The organism is Niveispirillum sp. KHB5.9, assembly GCF_048066115.1.
In the GTDB taxonomy this organism is placed as follows: domain Bacteria; phylum Pseudomonadota; class Alphaproteobacteria; order Azospirillales; family Azospirillaceae; genus Niveispirillum.
Map to the genome: position 1 here is coordinate 209954 of NZ_JBLTYX010000006.1, position 20182 is coordinate 230135.

Annotated in this window: 23 protein-coding genes; 6 read left to right on the top strand and 17 right to left on the bottom strand. The window is 64.6% G+C overall.

Going from position 1 to position 20182, the window contains the following annotated elements:
• Window positions 1-100: 100 nt before the first annotated feature.
• Together ACM9HJ_RS13090 and ACM9HJ_RS13095 are read left to right on the top strand one after the other, a co-directional pair.
• Complete coding sequence (locus ACM9HJ_RS13090) at window positions 101-1999, top strand: flagellin (RefSeq protein ID WP_416572175.1); 1899 nt, start codon at window positions 101-103, stop codon at window positions 1997-1999.
• 169 nt (window positions 2000-2168) lie between these two features.
• Entirely contained in the window at window positions 2169-2423 is a 255-nt protein-coding gene (locus ACM9HJ_RS13095; RefSeq protein WP_416572176.1) for a hypothetical protein, read from the top strand.
• A gap of 4 nt (window positions 2424-2427) precedes the next feature.
• On the opposite strand, the gene ACM9HJ_RS13100 is transcribed toward ACM9HJ_RS13095, so the two are convergent.
• From ACM9HJ_RS13100 to ACM9HJ_RS13140, 9 genes are all read right to left on the bottom strand, one after another.
• Window positions 2428-2799, bottom strand: a complete 372-nt coding sequence (locus ACM9HJ_RS13100) for a hypothetical protein (protein ID WP_416572177.1) — start codon at window positions 2797-2799, stop codon at window positions 2428-2430.
• Between the two features lie 107 nt (window positions 2800-2906).
• Entirely contained in the window at window positions 2907-3341 is a 435-nt protein-coding gene (hisI, locus tag ACM9HJ_RS13105; protein ID WP_416572178.1) for a phosphoribosyl-AMP cyclohydrolase, read from the bottom strand.
• Window positions 3338-4543: a cystathionine beta-lyase gene (gene metC / locus ACM9HJ_RS13110; protein WP_416572179.1), complete on the bottom strand. Its 1206-nt coding sequence runs from the start codon at window positions 4541-4543 to the stop codon at window positions 3338-3340. Before metC ends, hisI begins: the two co-directional genes overlap by 4 nt.
• Window positions 4540-5154 carry a GNAT family N-acetyltransferase gene (locus ACM9HJ_RS13115; protein WP_416572180.1) on the bottom strand — a complete coding sequence of 205 codons (615 nt, stop codon included), beginning with the start codon at window positions 5152-5154 and terminating at the stop codon, window positions 4540-4542. Before ACM9HJ_RS13115 ends, metC begins: the two co-directional genes overlap by 4 nt.
• A 129-nt stretch (window positions 5155-5283) precedes the next feature.
• Window positions 5284-6138 carry a 3-mercaptopyruvate sulfurtransferase gene (sseA, locus tag ACM9HJ_RS13120; protein WP_416572181.1) on the bottom strand — a complete coding sequence of 285 codons (855 nt, stop codon included), beginning with the start codon at window positions 6136-6138 and terminating at the stop codon, window positions 5284-5286.
• Between the two features lie 16 nt (window positions 6139-6154).
• Window positions 6155-6547, bottom strand: a complete 393-nt coding sequence (locus ACM9HJ_RS13125; RefSeq protein WP_416572182.1) for a DUF1801 domain-containing protein — start codon at window positions 6545-6547, stop codon at window positions 6155-6157.
• Between the two features lie 113 nt (window positions 6548-6660).
• Entirely contained in the window at window positions 6661-7389 is a 729-nt protein-coding gene (locus ACM9HJ_RS13130) for an alanyl-tRNA editing protein (protein ID WP_416572183.1), read from the bottom strand.
• Between the two features lie 25 nt (window positions 7390-7414).
• Window positions 7415-8416 (bottom strand): cysteine synthase A, encoded by a 1002-nt coding sequence (locus ACM9HJ_RS13135; protein ID WP_416572184.1) that lies wholly within the window; start codon window positions 8414-8416, stop codon window positions 7415-7417.
• Window positions 8417-8540: 124 nt separating this feature from the next.
• Entirely contained in the window at window positions 8541-9188 is a 648-nt protein-coding gene (locus ACM9HJ_RS13140) for an NUDIX domain-containing protein (protein WP_416572185.1), read from the bottom strand.
• Window positions 9189-9281: 93 nt separating this feature from the next.
• On the opposite strand from ACM9HJ_RS13140, the gene ACM9HJ_RS13145 reads away from it, so the two are divergent.
• Both ACM9HJ_RS13145 and ACM9HJ_RS13150 read left to right on the top strand, forming a co-directional pair.
• Entirely contained in the window at window positions 9282-10511 is a 1230-nt protein-coding gene (locus tag ACM9HJ_RS13145; protein WP_416572186.1) for an alpha/beta fold hydrolase, read from the top strand.
• Window positions 10512-10573: 62 nt separating this feature from the next.
• Entirely contained in the window at window positions 10574-10843 is a 270-nt protein-coding gene (locus tag ACM9HJ_RS13150) for a hypothetical protein (RefSeq protein WP_416572187.1), read from the top strand.
• Window positions 10844-10858: 15 nt separating this feature from the next.
• On the opposite strand, the gene ACM9HJ_RS13155 is transcribed toward ACM9HJ_RS13150, so the two are convergent.
• The gene (locus ACM9HJ_RS13155; RefSeq protein WP_416572188.1) at window positions 10859-11287 is read right to left on the bottom strand and encodes a DUF1801 domain-containing protein; all 429 of its coding nucleotides are present in this window, start codon (window positions 11285-11287) and stop codon (window positions 10859-10861) included.
• Between the two features lie 102 nt (window positions 11288-11389).
• On the opposite strand from ACM9HJ_RS13155, the gene ACM9HJ_RS13160 reads away from it, so the two are divergent.
• Complete coding sequence (locus tag ACM9HJ_RS13160; protein WP_416572189.1) at window positions 11390-11629, top strand: hypothetical protein; 240 nt, start codon at window positions 11390-11392, stop codon at window positions 11627-11629.
• Between the two features lie 314 nt (window positions 11630-11943).
• Window positions 11944-12741: a substrate-binding periplasmic protein gene (locus ACM9HJ_RS13165; RefSeq protein WP_416572190.1), complete on the top strand. Its 798-nt coding sequence runs from the start codon at window positions 11944-11946 to the stop codon at window positions 12739-12741.
• 173 nt (window positions 12742-12914) lie between these two features.
• On the opposite strand, the gene ACM9HJ_RS13170 is transcribed toward ACM9HJ_RS13165, so the two are convergent.
• Genes ACM9HJ_RS13170 through ACM9HJ_RS13200 form a run of 7 tightly spaced genes read right to left on the bottom strand, consistent with a single transcriptional unit; the run spans window position 12915 to window position 20116 of the window.
• Window positions 12915-13955 (bottom strand): oxidoreductase, encoded by a 1041-nt coding sequence (locus ACM9HJ_RS13170; RefSeq protein WP_416572191.1) that lies wholly within the window; start codon window positions 13953-13955, stop codon window positions 12915-12917.
• 40 nt (window positions 13956-13995) lie between these two features.
• Entirely contained in the window at window positions 13996-14790 is a 795-nt protein-coding gene (locus ACM9HJ_RS13175) for an MBL fold metallo-hydrolase (protein ID WP_416572192.1), read from the bottom strand.
• A 5-nt stretch (window positions 14791-14795) separates the two neighbouring features.
• On the bottom strand, window positions 14796-15590 hold the full coding sequence (locus tag ACM9HJ_RS13180; RefSeq protein WP_416572193.1) for a TatD family hydrolase: 795 nt from the start codon (window positions 15588-15590) through the stop codon (window positions 14796-14798).
• Window positions 15590-17137, bottom strand: a complete 1548-nt coding sequence (gene metG, locus ACM9HJ_RS13185) for a methionine--tRNA ligase (RefSeq protein ID WP_416572194.1) — start codon at window positions 17135-17137, stop codon at window positions 15590-15592. Before metG ends, ACM9HJ_RS13180 begins: the two co-directional genes overlap by 1 nt.
• Window positions 17138-17172: 35 nt before the next feature.
• Window positions 17173-18300, bottom strand: a complete 1128-nt coding sequence (locus ACM9HJ_RS13190) for a DNA polymerase III subunit delta' (RefSeq protein ID WP_416572195.1) — start codon at window positions 18298-18300, stop codon at window positions 17173-17175.
• Window positions 18297-18932, bottom strand: coding sequence for a dTMP kinase (gene tmk, locus ACM9HJ_RS13195; protein ID WP_416572196.1), 636 nt, complete (start codon window positions 18930-18932; stop codon window positions 18297-18299). Before tmk ends, ACM9HJ_RS13190 begins: the two co-directional genes overlap by 4 nt.
• Before the next feature lie 8 nt (window positions 18933-18940).
• Window positions 18941-20116 (bottom strand): D-alanyl-D-alanine carboxypeptidase family protein, encoded by a 1176-nt coding sequence (locus ACM9HJ_RS13200; protein WP_416572197.1) that lies wholly within the window; start codon window positions 20114-20116, stop codon window positions 18941-18943.
• Window positions 20117-20182: the final 66 nt, after the last annotated feature.

A 20182-nucleotide genomic window follows, 5' to 3' on the forward strand; every position in this document is an offset into this window, starting at 1 on the left:
CCCGGCGTCTTCCACGGGTTACGGCGACGTCCTTCCTGACCAGTCCACGAGATCGATTGGGCCGAAACGGCCCCTTTCCCGGCTCAAAAGGAGATATACCATGTCGACCAGTGACGTTCAGCTTACCGCGGGAATGCGAAACAACCTGCTTCTGCTCCAGAAGACCAACAAGCAGGTGGAAAGCATCCAGAACCGTCTCGCCACGGGCAACAAGATCAACTCGGCGCTTGACGGTCCCACCAACTTCTTCGCGGCCAAGGGCCTCAGCGTCCGTGCCAACGACCTGTCCAAGCTGAAGGAAAGCATGGGCCAGTCGATCAGCACGATCCAGGCTGGCGACAAGGGTATCACCGCGATCGAGGACCTGATCGAACAGGCCAAGGGCCTGACGACCACGGCCTACGGCAACCTGGGTACCGACGCGGCGTCGGTCGCGACCCGCAAGTCGCTGGCCGAACAGTTCAATCGCATCAAGGACCAGATCGACAAGATCGCCCGTGACAGCGGCTATCAGGGCAAGAACCTGCTGGTCGGCAACGGTCTGACGATGGACAGCACGGCCGACAGCCGCGCCGCCGTCAACTCGATCAGTGGCCTGTCCAACAGCCGCGTGACCAACGTGGTCAGCTCCGACACCTACTCGATCAAGGTCTCCGGTACCGGTGCCATCAGCGCCGACCTGGAGGACATCGCCAAGGCCGAGGATAGCCGCGGTCTGGCCTCGCTGAAAGTGTCGGGCTCCATCTCGGCCACCGCCGGCAACTTCTCCGACATCAAGATCGAGATGCGCGGCAATGCCGGCCGCGAACGTACGCTGGTGGTGACGGAGAACGGCGAAAGCCGCACGGTGAAGTTCTTCGACAACACCCAGAGCGCTACCGCCAGCAATGTGACCGCCGGCAAGCCCGGTTCGGCCGGTGTCTCCGGTCAGGCGCAGGTTTCCCGCGTCACCATCAGCGGCGCCATCGAGGAAGGCGACATCTTCACCGCCACGGTGAACGGCCAGTCCTTCACCTACAAGGCGTCGGCCGACGATGTGACCAGCGCCGATCCGGCGGAACGCCGCGAAGCCATCGCCAACGGCCTGATGGCCGCCGTCGAGGCCGGGGTGGGTGTCACCGGCAGCAACCGCTTCACCATCGCCGCCAATGACAGCGACACGACCGACGCGTTCACCGACGGCTTCACCATCACGTCGAACGAGACGACCGGTACGGGTACCAGCTTCTCGATCGGCGCCACCTCCACCAACACCCTGGAAAAGGCGGTTTCCATCAGCTTCTCGTCCGGCACGACCGTGAGCTTCACGGTTGACCGTACGGCGCTGGAGAACCTGGGCACGGCCGCCAACGGCACCTCAACCATCGAGAAGAACGTCGATCTGACGGTCTCCGCGACCAACCTGAACGGCGTGACCATCGAGCGGTCGGGCAACAATGCCCGCGGTGCCGGCAAGCTGGCAGACGGAGAGAACTCGCTGGCCTTCGACAGCGGTACCGTCCGCTTCGAGGTGGACAGCGCGGTGCTGAAGCAGGCGGCCTCGGCCAACCTGTCCAGCAACCTGATCACGGTGCAGCGTACGGATGCCAACACCGAGAACGACCTGACGGTGCAGTTCAACGAGGCCAACACCTCCACCATCTCGGTCTCCTCGCAGAACATCCAGACCGACGGTCAGGGCCTGCGCCTCGACTATGCCCAGAACAACTTCCTGGACCGCGCCGACATCGACAAGGCGGTGGCCAGCCTGGACTTCTCGACCTCCAAGCTGCGCTCCACTTCCCAGACGCTGTCGACGAACCTGAACATCATCCAGACCCGCGAAAGCTTCACGAGCGAGTTCTCGAACGTGCTGACCGAGGGTTCCAACAAACTGGTCCAGGCCGACCAGAACGAGGAAGGTGCGAACCTGCTGCTGTTGCAGACCCGCCAGCAGCTGGGCACCATCTCCCTCTCCCTGGCCAACCAGGCCCAGCAGGCGATCCTGCGTCTCTTCTAAGAGATCGCGACGAGAGCAAGAAGGGCGGCGATCGCAAGGTCGCCGCCCTTTCTTTATGATTTGCATTTCAAAATGCAATATACAGATGGATTATAGGCAAATTTTACCTATCTGGCCGTGCCCGCAGGCACCATTGCGTGGCGGCGTGCAATGGGGTAGAGCCGATCACATGCGCATCGTGATCCGCATCCTGTTCTGGTCGTTGATTGTGGGGTTGGTCCTGGCCTGGCTCGGCTGGACGCCGGGCGAACTGCTGGGCCATGTGTTCGCACTTCTGGCCCGGCTGCCCGAATGGTTGGCGGATATTTTCGGTTGGGCCTGGCCCTATATGCGCGAAGGGGCGATCATCGTCGTGCCCGTGGCGCTGATCCTGCTGTTGCTGGCGGCGCTGAAGCGCCGGCGCGGGGACGGGCAGGGGCGATAGAAACTCAGGCCGGCAGGCCGCGCTTCTCGGCGGCGGCCACATGCACCAGGCGGGCGGCCTTGTTGAAATTCATCGTGATGATCAAGGTGGCGCGGCCACGGATCAGGTGGAGGTTCTTTTCCGCATCCACCGGCAGCGGCACCCTCTTGGCCATGCAATGGGACAGCAGGGCCGCCAGCAGGTCGGTCTCCGACACCGTCACCGATTGCTGGCCGCCATCATAGATGACGGTGCAACTGACACTTTCATTCACACTGGCTAGGCGCAGGCCAGTGATCTGCCCGGACGGCAGTTCCTCCTTCAAGCGACGCTTGCGATCCAGCACGGCGGACAGCACTTCACGGTCCTTGAACAGAATGCAGCGCAGTTCCTTCATTTGGCAACGTCCGGTGGCATTGTCGTTAAGGCCACCTTAACCCCATCCCATCGTATGGCCCAGGCATGAACCTATGTCCTTTTGGATGGGTTATCCATTTGCGCCATTCAAAAACCGGATGACTGGCCCTTGCCACCATAAAGCGCGTCGGGCGACAGCAGCACCGGATCGGTGACACTCAACCCATCCGCATCGGCGCGGCGATAGAAGCAGGAACGGCGGCCGGTGTGGCAGGCCGGCCCCTGCTGATCGACGCGCAGCAGGATCGTATCCCCGTCGCAATCGACCCGCCATTCGACCAGGCCCTGCACCTGGCCGGACGTCTCCCCCTTGCGCCAAAAGGACTGGCGGGAGCGGGACCAATAGCAGACGCGGCCGGTGCGCAGGGTTTCGGCGATGCTGTCCCGGTTCATCCAGGCCATCATCAGCACCTCGCCGCTGTCATGCTGCTGGGCGATGGCGGGAACCAGGCCGTCGGCATCGAATTTGACGGCGGCCAGCGCCGCGTCGATGGCGGTGTCGGGCAGGGGAAAGCTGGTCATGCTTGCTCCAGGGCCGCGTTCAGCCGGGCGAACCCGGCATCCAGGTCGGCGATCAGATCCTCCACATCCTCCAGCCCGACATGCAGGCGCACCAACTCGCCCCCCGTCCAGGGCACGGCGCTGCGCAGCGAGCTGGGGTTGGAGGGCAGGATCAGGCTTTCGAACCCGCCCCAGCTATAGCCCATGCCGAAATGCGCCATGCCATCCACCATGGCGGCCATGGCCGGACGCGGGGTGGGCGCCATCTCGAACGCGAACAGGCCGCAGGCACCGGCAAAGTCGCGCTTCCATGTCTCATGGCCGGGACAGGAGGACAGGCCCGGGTGGCGCACCCGCGTCACCTCCGGCCGTGCCGCCAGCCAATGGGCGACACGCAGTCCCGATTCATGATGGCGGCGCATGCGCACCGGCAGGCTGCGCAAGCCGCGCAGACCCAGGAACAGATCATCGGCGGACGCGCAGGCGCCCAGCTCGATCGACGCCTTCTTCAGCCGCAGCCAATGGTTCGGGCGGGCGCAGACGGCGATACCCAGGCTGACATCGGAATGGCCGCCGACATATTTGGTCGCCGACTGGATGGCGATATGCACACCATGCTTCAGCGGCTTGAACAGCAGCCCGGCCGCCCAGGTATTGTCCATCATCAGCACGATGTCGGGGTTGGCCGATGCCACGGCCCCCACGATGGCGGGCACATCCTGCACCTCGAAGGTCAGGGACCCCGGCGATTCCAGGAACACCACCCGCGTCGCCGGCCGCAGCAAGGCGGCGATGCCGGCACCGATGCCGGGATCGAAATATTCCACCATCACACCGGCACGGCTCAGGATGCCGTTGGCGAAATTGCGGGTGGGGGCATAGGCGGTGTCGGCGATCAGCACATGGTCGCCATGACGGGTGAAGGCCAGCAGCGAACTGGTGATGGCCTGCAGACCCGACGGATATGAGACGGCGTCATGCCCTTCCTCCAACTCCGTCATCCCCGCCTCGAACGCGTGGCTGGACGGGTTGCCCGTGCGCCCATAGCGCACGCTGCGCAGGGCCGGATCATAGGCGTCCAGTTCTGCCAGGGTGGGGAACAGCACGGTGGAGGCGCGGAAGGGCGGGATGTTCACGGCCCCGCCGAACTTCTCCGGCGCGCGGCCCGCATGGATCAGGCGCGTATTCTCGGCGAACGGGGTGTCGTGGTTATGCTTGCTCATGCTTGGTCGTTTCCGGCGGCGGTCGGCAGGGGGATATGCGATCCGGCGGTCAGCGGGATCAGGCCGGCCAGACGCGGGTCGGGATCGAACCGCACCGATTGGCCCACGGGCTGGAACCCGGCCTTCTGATAGGTCATCAGCGCGCGGGGATGATCATGGTCGCAGGTATTGACGGTGACCTTCTCCACCCCGGCCCCGTTCCAGGCCGCCTCGATGGCCCAGTCCAGCAGCCAGGGGCCGATGCGCCGGCCGATGAATTCCGGGATCAGGCCCAGATACTGGATTTCGCACTTGCCGGGCGTGCGGCGGTCCAGCTCGACATAGCCGGCCGGCACGCCCGTGACATGGGCGATATAGATCTCCACCTGGCTGTCGGCCAGGATGGCACGCAGCTCATCCGCCGGCATGGCGCGGCGGAACCACCACAGCCATTCCTCACCGATCGTGTCATAGAGATAGCGGTAGAAGGACCAGGTACAGTTCTCCGCCCGCAGCAGCGACAGGCCCGGCGGATGCGGACGCTGCCGGCGCGGGGGCTTGGCCGCCATCTCCAGATAGGTGACGGTCACCTTGTTATGGCCGGGCGGCGGAAGCGCACTGCTATCGGTCATGGCCGTTTTCTCCTGCGGTCGGGCCGGAGCCTTCCCGTCTCTCAATCACCCCAGCATAGCGTCTGCATGGGCCGGATCGACCCCGCGTCGTTCAAACCCGCCCATACAGTTCAAGGGGTTGACAGGCGATCAGCCCGCCGCCCCCGTCGCCACCGGCAGGTCTTCACGCCCACCCCATTCGGTCCAGGACCCATCATAGAGCGCCACATTCTCCACGCCCAGGCGCGCCAGGCCCAGGGTCAGCACGGCGGCGGTCACGCCGCTGCCGCAGGATGTGGTGATGGGTTTGGAAAGGTCGATGCCGGCTCGCAGATAACGTTCGCCCAGCGCATCGCCGGTCAGCATCAACTTGGTTTCCAGGTCCAGGATATCGCCGAAGGGCAGGTTGCGGGCACCGGGAATATGGCCGCCGCGCAGGCCGGCGCGCGGCTCCGGCGTGGTACCCTCGAACCGGCCGGCGGCGCGGGCGTCCAGCACCTGTTCGGCCCCGCTTTCCAGATTGGACCGCATCTCCTCCACCGAGCGCACCAGATGCGGGCGGTAATGCGGCGTGAAGCTGCCGGGGGTCGGTGCCGTCACCGGCCCATCCTCCACCGGCCCGCCGATGCGCTGCCAGCCGGGCAGGCCGCCATCCAGCACGAAGACCTGGTCATGACCAAAGACGCGGAACATCCACCAGGCACGCGCCGCACTGGACAGGCCCGTCACGTCATAGACCACGATGATGTCGTCCGACCCGATACCCAGGGCCGCAACCGACTTCGCGAAGGCGGCGGCCGTGGGCAACATGTGGGGCAGGGGGCTGTCGGGATCGGAAATCCCGTCAATGTCGAAGAACTGCGCGCCTTGGATGCGCTTGGCCAGGAACTCGGCTTTCGGGTCACGCCGGGCCGCCGGCATGTGCCAGGAAGCGTCCAGGATGCGCAGGCGGGGATTGTGCAGTTCCGTTTCCAGCCAGAGCGGGGAAACCAACGGGTCCGACATCACTATTCTCCGATCGTCAGCCCTTGCGGGCGCGCGGCTTGGGTTTGTTCAGGGATGCGGCAGCCAGGATCAGGGCCTTGAACGCGCCCTCATCCACCATCTGGCCGTCGAACAGGTCGATGGCGCGCCGCGCATTGCCATCCAGGCTTGCATTGAACAGGCCGGCCGGGTCGGGCAGGGAGCCCCCCTTGGCGAAGGTCAGCTTGACCTTGTCCTTGTAGGTCTCGCCCGTGCACAGGATGCCGTCCTTCTCCCATACCGGCACGCCGCGCCATTTCCAGGTTTCCTCGACATTCGGCACGGCGTCATGGATCAGGGCGCGCAACCGGGCCAGAGTGGCCCCACGCCAGTCACCCAGGTCGGCGATGCGCCCGTCGATCAACTGGGAAGGGGACTTTTCGTCGCTCATGGCTTCCTGCTCTCCGTAGGTCAGGTCGAGCCGACGGCGAGCCCTGACAGTATTGCTTTCAATCCGTTTCTGTCAGGGCTCGGCTGCCGCCTCGACCTGACCTACGATGCCATTCAGTCGCGCAGCGCCAGCTGCACGCGCCGGTTCTGTTTGCCCTTGTTCTCGATCTTCACGATGGTGATGCCACCGATCTCGCCCGTGCGGGCCACATGGGTGCCGCCGCAGGGCTGCAGGTCGATGATGGCATCATCGGTGCCGATCTGAAGCAGGCGCACGCTGCCCGATCCCGTCGGCGGCTTCACCGACATGGTACGCACCAGTTCCGGGGTGGCGTCCAGTTCCGCATCGGTGATGGTGCGTTCGCGCACCGGGTGGTCGGCGGCGATCAGTTCATTGACCGCCGCTTCGATCTGGTCCTTGTCCAGGCTGGCCGACGGCACGTCGAAATCCAGGCGCGAACGGTCCGCCCCCACCTGTCCGCCCGTCACCGCCCCCGGTACGACGGCGCAGAGCAGGTGCAGGGTGGTGTGCATGCGCATGTGGCGGTGGCGGCGGTCCCAGTCGATGCGCTGGGTCACCGTGGCACCGATCGGGGGCAGGGGCGTGTCGGGGGCGGGGATATGAAGCACCTGCTCCCCGCGTTCCACCAGCGGTTCCGCCTTGCGTGCATCGATGATGGTGATATTGCCGCCGTCCCAGGACAGGGTTCCGATGTCCCCCGGCTGTCCGCCGCCATTGGGATAGAACAGGCTGCGATCCAGGCGGATGCCTTCCGGCCCCGCCGCCAGCACCACCGCCTGGGCTTCCACCTGGTACGGATCGTCACGGAACAGCAGGGTCATCGCTCACCTTCTTGTCGCTGAAGTCTTATTCCAGCCAGTTCGGGACCGGCAGACCTTTTTCGCGCAGGAAGGCGGGATTGAACAGCTTCGATTGATAGCGCGAGCCACCATCGGCCAGGATGGTCACCACCGTATGGCCCGGTCCCAGGTCGTGGGCCACCTTGATGGCCGCGGCAACATTGATGCCCGTCGACCCGCCCAGCACCAGGCCTTCATTCTTCAGCAGATCGAAGATCACCGGCAGTGCTTCCTCGTCCGACACCTGCACGGCATCGTCGATGGGGGCGTCGATCAGGTTGGCGGTGACACGGCCCTGGCCGATGCCCTCGGTGATGGAACCGCCCTCGGCCTTCAACTCGCCGGTCTTTTTCCAGCTGTAAAGCGCGGAGCCCAGCGGATCGGCCAGCACGATCTTCACGTCGGCCTTGCGTTCCTTCAGGGCCAGCGCGATGCCGGCCAGCGTGCCACCAGTGCCGGTGGCGCAGGTGAAGGCGTCGATCTTTCCGTCCAGCTGCTCGAAAATCTCCGGCCCCGTGGTGCGGCGATGGCCCTCACGGTTGGCCAGATTGTCGAACTGGTTGGCCCAGATGGCGCCGTTGGGCTCCGTCTCTGCCAGTTCCTCGGCAATGCGGCGGGAGACATGGACATAGTTGCCGGGGTCCTTGAAGGGCACGGCCGGCACCAGCCGCAGATCGGCCCCGCACAGGCGCAGCATGTCCTTCTTTTCCTGGCTCTGCGTTTCCGGCATCACGATTACGGTGCGGAAGCCCAGGGCATTGCCCACCAGGGCCAGGCCGATGCCGGTATTGCCGGCGGTCCCTTCCACGATGGTGCCGCCGGGCCGCAATTGTCCGCGTTCGATCGCGTCCTGGACGATGGCCAATGCCGCGCGATCCTTCACCGACCCACCGGGGTTCAGGAATTCCGCCTTGCCATAGATATCGCAACCGGTCAGTTCCGACGGGCCCTTCAGGCGGATCAGGGGGGTGCGGCCGATGCTGTCCAGGAAGCCGTTGCGTACATCCACGGTAATTGCCCTTAGATGAAGTGTGAAACTGTGGCGCCAAATATGGCTGCGGGTTTGTGTAATTACCAGGGCTTGCTTCCGCACCGCAGGTTATCGCGTGATGCAATGCGGGATGTGGAATTCGTTAATCCACACCTGCCTCACGGCGCAGCCGGTCGCGATGCCGGGCGAACCAGGACAGGCCCAGCAGGGTGAAGCCGCTGGCAACCCGGTTCTCGTCCATCAGGGTGATGGCGGTTTCGGCGGGTACCAGATGAACACGGATATCCTCCACCTCCTCCGCCACGCCATGGATGCCGCCCAGGCCCGTGCTGTCCACCAGTCCGGCACAGATATCCACAATCTCCGTCGAACCGCCGGGGGTCGGCATGACGGACCAGACCAAGCGCACGTCACGGGGCGTACAGCCAGCCTCTTCCATCGCCTCACGCACGGAAACCTCCACCGGATCCTCGCCCGGCTTCACCATCCCGGCGACGAATTCCAATATCCAGGGATTGGCGCCGGCGGCAAAGGGACCGATGCGGAATTGCTCCACCATGACCAGGATGTCGGCCGCCGGGTCATACAGGATGATGGCGACAGCCCGGCCACGATAGCAGACGTCGCGCTCGATCTCCGGCGTCATGCCACCGGCGAACCGTTCATGGCGCAGGCGCATGACGGAGAAATTCATGAAGCCCCGGTGCTTGAACCGCTCGTCCAGAACCTCTACCGCGCTGGGGCTTTCCAGGCCGGGCAGGACGATCGCATCGTTCAGGGGACTGGGCATGGTACATCCGGGATTGTTGGCAAAGGGCTTGCGTCCCGCCCCGGCGCCGGTCCAGCTTAGGGGCCGGTTCAAGAGGGGCAGACGGGGGCCACGATGGCGCGCGTGACGCAGGATTTCAACTTCGCCGGATCGACGGGGGCCATGCTGGCCGGCCGGATCGACCTGCCGGACGGGCGGCCCGTGGCCACGGCGATCTTCGCCCACTGCTTCACCTGCTCCAAGGATTACCACGCCTCGGCCCGAATCAGCCGGGGCCTGGCCGAACGCGGCTGGGCCGTGTTGCGCTTTGATTTCACCGGCCTGGGCGGCAGCGGCGGGCAGTTCGACGAGACGAATTTCTCCACCAACGTCGCCGACCTGCTGTCGGCTGCCGCGGCGCTGACGCAGGAGATAGAGGCGCCGCGCCTGCTGGTGGGGCACAGCCTGGGCGGGACGGCCGTGATGCGTGCGGCCACCGACCTGCCCAGCGTCGGGGCCGTGGTCACCGTCAATTCCCCCTCCGGCCCGCATACCATCCTGGGCAAGATCGCGGGCAAGGAAGCCGAGATGCAGCGCGATGGCCGCGTGCAACTGAATGTCGGCGACCGGGAAATGCCCATCACCGCCGATTTCGCCGCCGATGTCGCCCTGCATGACATGGCGTCGGTGATCGGCAATCTGGGCCGGCCGCTGCTGATCCTGCATGATCCCAAGGACCCGGTGGTCCCGCTGGCGGAGGCCGACCGCATCCTGTCGCTGGCCAAGCATCCCAAGAGCTTCGTGGCCTTGGACGGGGCCGGGCACCTGGTGGCCGACCAGCGCAATACCGGATTCGTGGCCGGGCTGGTCGATGGCTGGGCGCGGCGTGCACTGCGCCTGGATGGGGTCAACGCGCCCAAGCCGGCCGGTGCATCGCATGAGGGGCCGGTCAGCGTGGCGGAAACGGGGGAGGGCCCTTATCACAATGTGGTCACCGCCGCCGGCATCCGCTTCACCGCGGACGAGCCGACCGACGTGGGCGGCACGGGGCAGGGACCCAACCCGTATGAGCTTCTGCAGGCGGCCTTGGGCGCCTGCACCTCCATGACCATCCGCATGTACGCCAACCGCAAGAACCTTCCCCTCTCCCGGGTTTCCGTGGTGGTCACGCATGAGAAGCGCGACCCGCTGGATGGCGAGGTGACGGAGAATGCCGGCGGCAAGGTGGATCATTTCACCCGCGCCATCACCCTGGAGGGCAATCTGGACGAGGCGCAGCGGCAAAGGCTGCTGGAGATCGCCGGCAATTGCCCCGTCCATCGCACCCTGCGCAGCCGGGCCAGCATCGACAGCCATCTGGCCTGACGGGAACCAAAGCCGTTCCTTTCCGTTTTTCCCATGGGCGGAATAAAGGGAAGGAATGGACCATGGCCATCCGCAGCGACCAGGAACTGGAAATGGCAGTGCGGGAATATCAGAAGCTGCGCAACGCGCCCGAGGGATCGGACAGTGCTGCGCGGCGGGACAACTTGAACGCCGACATCCAGACCTATTACCACCAGAACCATCAGGATTTGCGCCCGGCCAAGCCCTGTGAGCAGCCCTTGCCCAACAGCCGCCATGTGCCGGCGCCGCCCTATACGCCCGCCGACCCGACGGGTGCCCGCCGGCGGCCGAAACCGGTCAAGCCGCATTGAGGGGCATGATTGAGGTCAGGGAACCCAGCCGGGCAGGGATGCCGCCTGCCCGATCCAGGCCGTCATCTGCGCCTCATCGAAAATACCCTCGCGGATATCGATCCAGCGGGCATCCTTGCTGCGTTCCGTGCCGCCGGGCGGGATGGGTGACAGTGACGTTCCCTGGAAAAAGGTCACCTTCACATAGTGGGTGAAGACGTGGAATGACAGGAACCAGCCCTGGCCCGCCCCGTAGAAGGGGGAGTTCCAGCGCACGGCCTTCTGCACGCCCGGCACAGTCTCCACCACCAGCGCATCCAGCCGGCGGCCCAGATCGCTTTTCCAACCGGGCATGGCGGCGATATAGGCCTGGACCGGCGCATCGCCATCGCCCTTGGCGATCTGCGGATTGCCGCCGGACAGCAGGACGGTCCCGCCATTGGCCTTCGGTTCGATGTCGGTCATCCAGCGTTCTCCCCTGTCCATACGGTCATGGTTGCCCATGCTATGCAACAGGGCGAACAGGAACTAGGATGAAGTGCCTGACAGCGAAGGGAGAGGACGGTCTTGCGTCGTGGTGACAATTGCTACAGCTGCCGGTTCTGGCTAGGCCATGGCGTGCGTGAGCGGGGGCCGAAGGGCGATTGCCGCCGCTTCCCGCCCATTGTCACCGATCGCTTTCCGTCCGGCGCCATGCCCACCACCAATTTCACCGACTGGTGCGGGGAATGGCAGCGCCATACCGGCGTGCGCGACGCGTCGGAGCCGGATATGCCCGGGACCTCGACTCTCTATGACGACATGTGAATAGACGGTTGGGGTAGGCCGTCCGGTGGATGGCTTTACCGATTGTTCACACTTATTATCATACAATCGTCTTCATTCCCGCTCCAAATAGGGGAGGTGATGAAGCCCACTCTGGCCTCCCCGGCGAACATTTCAGTATAGAAATACAATTCTCTGCTGATCCTGATCGCCTGACGCCTTGGCCTGGTTCAGGAATTCGCCGTTGCGCAAGCTTTCGGCTTGGTGCGTATTATTTCCAAACGCCCGCGGCAACGTCCGGCCGGTTTGGTGTCCAGGAGATGACGGATTTGACTTGGGGTTGTGACCGCAGAGGAATGTCAAGGCAGCTGGGCTTGGGCTTGGCGGCGTTGGCGGGCCTCCTGTGGATCAGCCCCGCGGCCCCCGCCACCGAGCGCAAGGGGGAGGGGCCCCTGCTGCTGATCACGGAACCCAACCCGCCGGTGAATTTCCAGGATCCGTTGACGGGACAATTGATCGGTTTGGCCACCGACAAGGTGCGGCTGATGATGCAGGATACCGGCATTCCCCATGAATTCCGCATCCTGCCCTGGCCGGACGCGGTCGCCACGGTCGACAGCCAGCCCAATGCCTGCATCTTCCTGATGAACCTGACGGAGGATCGGCGGCCGCATTACCAATGGGTCTCGCCGTTGATGGAGGGCGGCTGGGCGCTGTTCGCACCGCTGGGATTTCAGCGCAAGATCGCATCACCGGCGGACCTGTCCGGTCTGCGCATTGCCGTGCAGGCCGGTGGCGCCCTGGAAAAGCATCTGCGCGATATCACCCGCGACGTGCCGAACGTCACATTGGTGACGGCGGAAGGGGCGGCGGAGATCGGCAACATCTTCAACGGCAAGGCAGACCTCTATGCTGGCGGCGCCTGGGCAGCACCCTATCAGGCGCGGCAGGTGGATATGCCCGTGCGTATGGTCATGCGCCTGACCCGGTCGATCGGTGCCTTGGCCTGCAACAGGAAGGTACCGGCGGCCACGGTAACCCGCTTGCAGAAAGCATTGGATGCCGCCATCGCCGATGGCCGCGCCGCCGCCGTCGAGCGCCGCTACAGTACACCGGGCAGTTGGGGCGGCTGGGGGCTTGATCGGCGGCCCTGATGGGGTGTCAGGATAAATCTCGACCCTAATCACCTGATTATGAAGGAGAGTCGCACTTCAAAATAGAACCCACCCCTGCGGCAATTTATAATCGATAATTATGATTATGGAAATTAAATCCACCGCATCACCAGGAGCACCCTGGGTAAACCCCCGAAATTCCAATAGCCGGATCAAAGCGTTATGACACGTCCCTGTATGGCGCTCTTATACCCGGCTTCGATCAGTTCCATCACAGTGACGGCTTCATCGGCAGTGACGGGATTATCACCGGTACCAGCGATGGCAGCCTGAACAGCGCCATAATAGCGCCGGTAATCGCCCGCCGTTCCCGGGACGGTTTCAGCCTGCGGCGTCCCATCGATGATCCGGGTCAGCAGGCCCGGTGACGGGTCGGCACCCCAGCCGTCGCAGCCCGGTCGGTTGCCGGCCTTCAGCATGTCTTCCTGGCTGTCCAGGCCACGTTTGATGAAGCTGCCACCATCGCCATGCACGGCAAAGCGCAGGCCGCTATCCGGTATCAGCATGGAACCATGCAGGATGACGCGCAAACCATCGGCATAGGATAGCAGCACATGGAAATAATCCGGTGCGCCACCACCCGGCCGCTGGGTGCCGATATCGGCGAAGATGCCGGCCGGGCGGCCGAACAGGCATAGTGCCTGATCGATGATGTGCGGACCCAGATCGTGCCAAAGCCCGGCGCCGGGCACGCCGGCCCGTTCGCGCCAACGGTCACGCGGCACCGGCCGGAACCGGTCGAAATGGCTTTCGAACTGGGTGACGCGGCCCAGATCACCCCGCTTGATCAGGTCCGACAGGGTCAGGAAATCCGCATCCCAGCGGCGATTATGGAAAACCGACAGAACCCGACCCGACTGCCGCGCCAGAGCGGCCAGTTCGCGTGCCTCATCAAGATTCACGGTAAAGGGCTTGTCCACCGCGACATTTTTGCCGGCGGCCAGCGCGCGGCGGGTCAGATCGGCATGAGTGTCGTTGGGCGTGGCGATGACCAGCAGGTCGATGGACGGATCGGCCAGGATCGCGGCCACATCGGCCACCACCGGCACCGACAGCCAGGAACCGCGCACCTTGTCTGGGTTGCCCGAGACGATGGCGGCCAATTCCAGCCCCGGCGTGGCGGCGATCAACGGCGCGTGGAAGGTCTGGCCGGCATAGCCGAAACCGATCAGGGCGGTGCGAACAACGCTCATGGCCTTATCCTTTCCAGAACAATCGCTTACGGGATGAGGCTCAATCCCCCTGCTCGCCCGGCACCACCACCATCCCATCGTGGGCCGGCTCCACGCCGGGCGGCAGCATGCGGCGCAGCGTGTCGTAATCCATCGACTGGTTCATATGGGTCAGGATGGCGCGGCGCGGTCGCAGCCTTTCGATCCAACCCCTGGTGATCTCCCAATGCGCATGCACCGGATGCGGCGGGGCCACCCGCACACAATCCACGATCCAGGTATCGACCCCGTGCAGGATGTCGAACGCATGGTCATCCAGCGCCACCACATCGGTGGAATAGGCGATGGGACCGAAGCGGAAGCCTACGGATTTGGAATAGCCGTGATCCTGCTCGAACGGGATTATATCAATGGAACCAATGCGTAACGGCCCATTCAGCAGGTGCGGTATCAGCACGGGGCGCGGGAAGAAGGGCGGCTTCACCGGTGGCGGTTCGAAGCAATAGTCGAAGCGCTTGGTCAGGATATCCAGCGTCGCCCGGTCGGCATGGATGTCGATAGGCGTGTGCTGCTGCCAGTTCACGGCCCGCAACTCATCGATGCCATGGGCATGGTCGGCATGGGCATGGGTGTAGAGCACACCGTCCAGCCGCCGTACATCGGCATCCAGCAGTTGTTCGCGGATATCCGGGCCGGTATCGACCAGAATGGTCGTGTCGCGATGCTGCACCAGGATGGACGGGCGGCGGCGGCGGTTGCGAGGATTGGCCGGGTTGGCCGCCCCCCAGTCATTGCCGATCAAGGGCACGCCGCTGGACCCGCCGCAGCCCAGGATGGTGATGCGCAGATCATCCACGTGCTTTAAGCCGCCTTCACGGCCGATGCCGGCACCTTGTTGAAAAGGCGCAGGAAATTGGCGGTGGAAACCCGCGCCATCTCGGCCGCGTCCACGCCCTTCACCTCGGCCAGATGGCGGGCGGTATGGGCGACATAGGCCGGTTCGTTGCGCTTGCCGCGCATGGGCACGGGTGCCAGATAGGGCGCGTCGGTTTCCACCAGCAGCCTTTCCATCGGCACGATGGCGGCGGTGTCACGCAGATCCTCCGACTTCTTGAAGGTCAGGATGCCGGACAGCGAGATGTGGAAGCCGATTTCCAAAGCCTGTTCAGCCAGTTGCCGGCTGCTGCTGAAGCAATGCAGCAGCCCGCGCAGGCGTCCCTGCCCTTCCTCCTTCAGGATGCGGATCGTATCCTCGTCGGCATCGCGGGTATGGACGATGATCGGCAGGTCGGTTTCCAGGCAGACGCGGATATGACGGCGGAAGCTCTCCTGCTGCACATCGCGCGGCGACTTGTCATAGAAATAATCCAGACCCGTCTCCCCGATGCCCACCACCTTGGGCTCCCGCGCCAGGCGGAGCAGCGTGGCCTCGTCGCACAGGGGGAATTCGTCGGCCGCCTGATGCGGATGAACACCCAGGGTGCAATAGACGTCGTCATAGGCCATGGCCACGTCATGGACCTGGCCGAACCGGCTGATATGGGTGCAGATGGTCAGCATCAAGCCCACGCCGGCATCGCGGGCCCGCTGCACCACGGCGTCACGCTCCGGCGCGAAGTCGGGGAAATCCAGATGACAATGGCTGTCGACCAGCATCACTTTGCCTCCTCCGGCGCCTCATAGCGCGGGAATGCCGGGGCCGGGGCCGGCAGCGGGGTGCCGGCAACCAGCGGATGGGCGGTCAGGTCACCGAAACCACGCTGATCGGCCGGAACCACCAACTGGTCCAGGATGCGGTTGCTGGTGTCGGGCATGAAGGGCTGGGTCAGGATGGCCAACTGCCGGATCACTTCCGCCAGATTGTACAGGACCGTGCCCAGGCGGGTCTCGTCGGTCTTGCGCAGGGTCCAGGGCGCCATCTCCTGGACATAGCGGTTGGCATCGTCAACGACGCGCCAGATGGCATCCAACGCCTTGTTGAAGGCCTGGGCATCCAGTTCGGTCCGCACGGCATCCAGCATGCCACTGGCGGCACCCAGCAGGGCGTGGTCGGCATCGGTCAGGGCGTCCGGCGTGGGCACCTGGCCTTCGTGATACTTCTGGATCATCGAGAGGACGCGTTGGCACAAGTTGCCGTAACCATTGGCCAAATCGACATTGATCCGCTGCGCCATGGCGCGCTTGGAAAAGTCGCCGTCATTGCCGAACGGTATTTCCCGCATCAGGAAATACCGGGTCTGGTCCAGGCCGTAGGTGTCGATCAGGTCGGCGGGCTTCACCACATTGCCCAGCGACTTGGACATCTTCTCGCCCTCCACCGTCCACCAGCCATGGGCGAACACGCGCTTGGGCAGCGGCAGCTTTGCAGCCATCAGGAACGCCGGCCAATAGACGGTATGGAAGCGCAGGATGTCCTTGCCCACCATGTGCAGGTCGGCCGGCCAGAACTTAGAAAAGTCTGCACTTTCATCGGGATAGCCAACAGCGGTGATGTAGTTTGCCAGCGCATCCAGCCAGACATACATCACATGCTTCTCATCGCCCGGAACCTTGATGCCCCAGTCGAAGGTGGTGCGGCTGATCGACAGGTCGCGAAGGGAACCCTTCACGAAGCTGATCACTTCCGACCGCTTGCCCGACGGCATGATGAATTGCGGCTGCTCCTCATAGAGCTGCAAAAGACGGTCAGCATAGGCCGACAAACGGAAGAAATAGCTGGGTTCTTCGACCCATTCGACGGGGGCGCCGGTGGGGGCGAAACGCTTGCCGTCCCGCTCCGTCAGCTCATCCTCGTTGTAATAGGCCTCGTCACGGACGGAGTACCAGCCGCTATAGCTGCCCAGAAAGACGTCGCCGCTATCGACCAGCCGGTGCCACAAAGCCTGCACGGCCGTGATGTGGCGCGGCTCGGTCGTGCGGATGAAATCGTCATTGCTGACGTTCAAAAGGGCCGCCAACTCCCTGAAATTCTGGGAATTCTTGTCGGCCAACTCCTGCGGGCTGGTGCCGAACGCCTCGGCCGACTTCTGGACCTTCTGGCCATGTTCGTCGGTGCCGGTCAGGAACTTGACGTCGAACCCGTCCAGCCGCTTAAAGCGGGCCATCACGTCGCAGGCGATCGTCGTGTAGGCGTGGCCGACATGCGGCGCATCGTTCACGTAATAGATCGGCGTGGTGATGTAATAAGGCGCGCGCCCGGACATGGGGGTCTTCTCCGCAACTGGGAAGGTCAGATGGATCAGCCGACGGCAGCCTCAATCCGCGACAGGGCCGACATCAAAGTCTGGCGCCGGTCGAGATTGGCGGATTCCGCCTTGGCGAACATATGGTTGGTGTTCTCCCACACGTCCACCCACCGATCAAGGCCGCCCACCCGGTGGCTCCCCTGCATCAGGCGATGGACAAGGGCGGCCTCGCCGGGCACCACCTCCGGCGGGATGGTGCCGCGGGCCCCGGCGCGGGCCAGACGGCCCAGCCACCACCCCATCAGTTCCGTCACCGCCGCCCAACTCGCCTCCTCATTGCCGCCACCGCGTAAGGTCGCGTCGATGAAGGCATAGGCTTCCACGATATCCAGGCGCGGCAGGGTCTCGAACACGCTCAGCATGGCCTTGTAGAGCGTCAGGCCGCCGGCGGCGTGCAGTTCCATGGCTCGGCCGATGCTGCCTTCCGAGAGGCGGGCCAGCGCCGTACGCTCCGCATCCTCCAGATCGGGCAGATAGCGGAACAGCAGCGCCTTGACCTGGGCTTCGCTCAGCGGTTCCAGCGCCAGCTTGCGGGTGCGCGAGCGGATGGTGGGCAGCATGGCGCCGACATTGTCGGCCACCAGCAAAATCAAGGCCTTGGCGGGCGGTTCTTCAAGAATTTTCAGAATGGCGTTCTGGCCGCTGGTGTTCAGCTGGTCGGCACCATCGACGATCACCACGCGCCAGCCGCCCTCGGCCGAGGTCAGGCGCAGGAAGGGGGCGATCTTGCGGATCTCCTCCACCGGCAGGTCGCGCTTGAACCGCTTGCGCTTCTCATCCCAGGTGCGTTGGACCGTCAGCAGGTCGGCATGGCCGCCGGACGCGATACGGTGGCTGACGGCGCTGTCGGCATCGACAATCAGGCTGGTCGGGTCGGGCGGCGGGCCGAACAGGCCCATTTCCTGTTCGCCGGCCGCTCCCTTGGTCAGGACGAAGCGCGCCATGCGGAAGGCCAGGGTGGACTTGCCGATACCGGGCGGCCCGCCGATCAGCCAGGCATGATGCATGCGCCCGGAATTCCAGCTGTCCAGCAGCAATTTCTGTGCGGAAGCATGGCCTTCCAGATGGGTGTTACGACGCGGGTTGAAGGCGTCGGCCGCGTCAAGCTGCTGCCCGCTCACAGCGCCACCCCCAGCCGGTCCTTGATGGCGGCGCGGATGGCGACCTGGATGGGGTCGATCCCGGTTGAGGCATCGATTAAAGTGCAGCGGAAAGGTTCAGCCTTTGCAATGGCTTGATACCCTTCCCTCAAGCGTTCATGGAACGCCACCTGCATCCGTTCATACCGATCCTCCCCCCCCCGCCGCGCGGCGGCGCGGGCCAAGCCCTGGGCGGGATCGATATCCAGGATCAGGGTCAGGTCGGGTTTGGTATCGCCCACGGCAATGTCGCGCAGCGCCGTCAGCACCCCGTGATCCAGGCCGTGACCATACCCTTGATAGGCCATTGTGCTGTCGGCAAACCGGTCGCACAGCACCCATTGCCCGGCATCGAGCGCCGGGCGGATGGCACGCATGACATGGTCATGCCGGGCGGCGGACAGCAGCATGGCCTCGCTGACCGGCAGCCAGCGGCCGGGATCGCCATTGACCAGCAGGTCGCGCACGGCTTCGGCCCCCGGCGACCCGCCGGGTTCGCGGGTCGTCACCACATCGACGCCGGTGGCGCGCAGCGCTTCGGCCAGCAGGCGGATCTGGGTGGACTTGCCAGCCCCTTCCCCACCTTCCAGCGTGATGAAGCGCCCGCGCCCCATGGCGGCCGTCACTGCGCCGGCTGGGCGGCCGGGGCCGCCACGGGTTCGGACGAACCGCCCCCGAAGAAGTGTGACAGGGCGGCACCCATGCGGCCGAACAGGCCCAACTGTTCCACATCGGCCCCGGCCAGCAGCGGCAGTTCGACGGTCTGCAGACCCGGCGCCTCAATCGTCAGGGTGCCCAGCTTGGTGCCCTTATCCACTGGTGCCGCCACCGGGGAGTTGGCCTTGAAGGCCACCTTCATCTTCTGCTTCTGGTCATGGGTCATGGTGATCTTCACCTGGTCCTGGACCACGGCCGGCACCGTCGGTGCCACGCCCAGCCAGACCGGCAGATTGTCCACCGTCTCCCCCGCCTTGAACAGGGTGAAATTGTCGAACTCGCGCCAGCCCCATTCCAGGATGCGCGCACTCTCATCAGCGCGGGCCTGCATGTTGGGCAGGCCGTTGACCACCAGCACCAGCCGGCGCCCGTCGCGCTCGCCGGACGCGATCAGGCCGTAACCGGCGGCTTCCGTATGGCCGGTCTTGATGCCGTCGACGCCCATGTTGCGATAGAGCAGCGGGTTGCGATTACCCTGCTTGATGCCGTGATAGGTGAATTCCAACTCGGAATAATAATGGTAATGCTCCGGGAAATCCCGGATCAGGTGGCGGGCCAGCAGCGACAGGTCGCGTGCCGTGGAATAATGGTCCGGGTCGGGCCAGCCCGATGCGTTCATCAGGTTGGTATTGTTCAGGCCCAGTTCCTTCAGCCGCTTGGTCATGGCGGCGGCAAAGGCCGGTTCGGTACCCGCCATGCCCTCGGCCAGCACGACACAGGCATCATTGCCCGACTGGATGATGACGCCGCGGATCAGGTCCTCGACCTTGATGTTGTTGCCCAGTTCCACGAACATCTTGGAACCCTGGACCTTCCAGGCGCGCTCCGACACGGGCAGCGTGTCGTCGAGCGAGATGCGACCTTCCTTGATCCGCTCGAACAGCATGTAGGCGGTCGCCACCTTCGACATGGAGGAGGTGGGCATGCGGTGGTCGGCGTCCTTTTCGAACAGGACGGTGTTGGTCTCGGCATCGACCAGGATCGCCTGGGTGGCGATGGTCTCCAGATCGGCCGCCGCCGCCGGCAGCGCCGCCACGGTGAACAGCAGGGCCGTCGCCAGCGTGCGGGCAGCACCCTTCATCCGATGTGCGATCCGACTATCCATCTCTCTTATAACCCTTCACGTGACCCTAAGGAACAGGCGGGG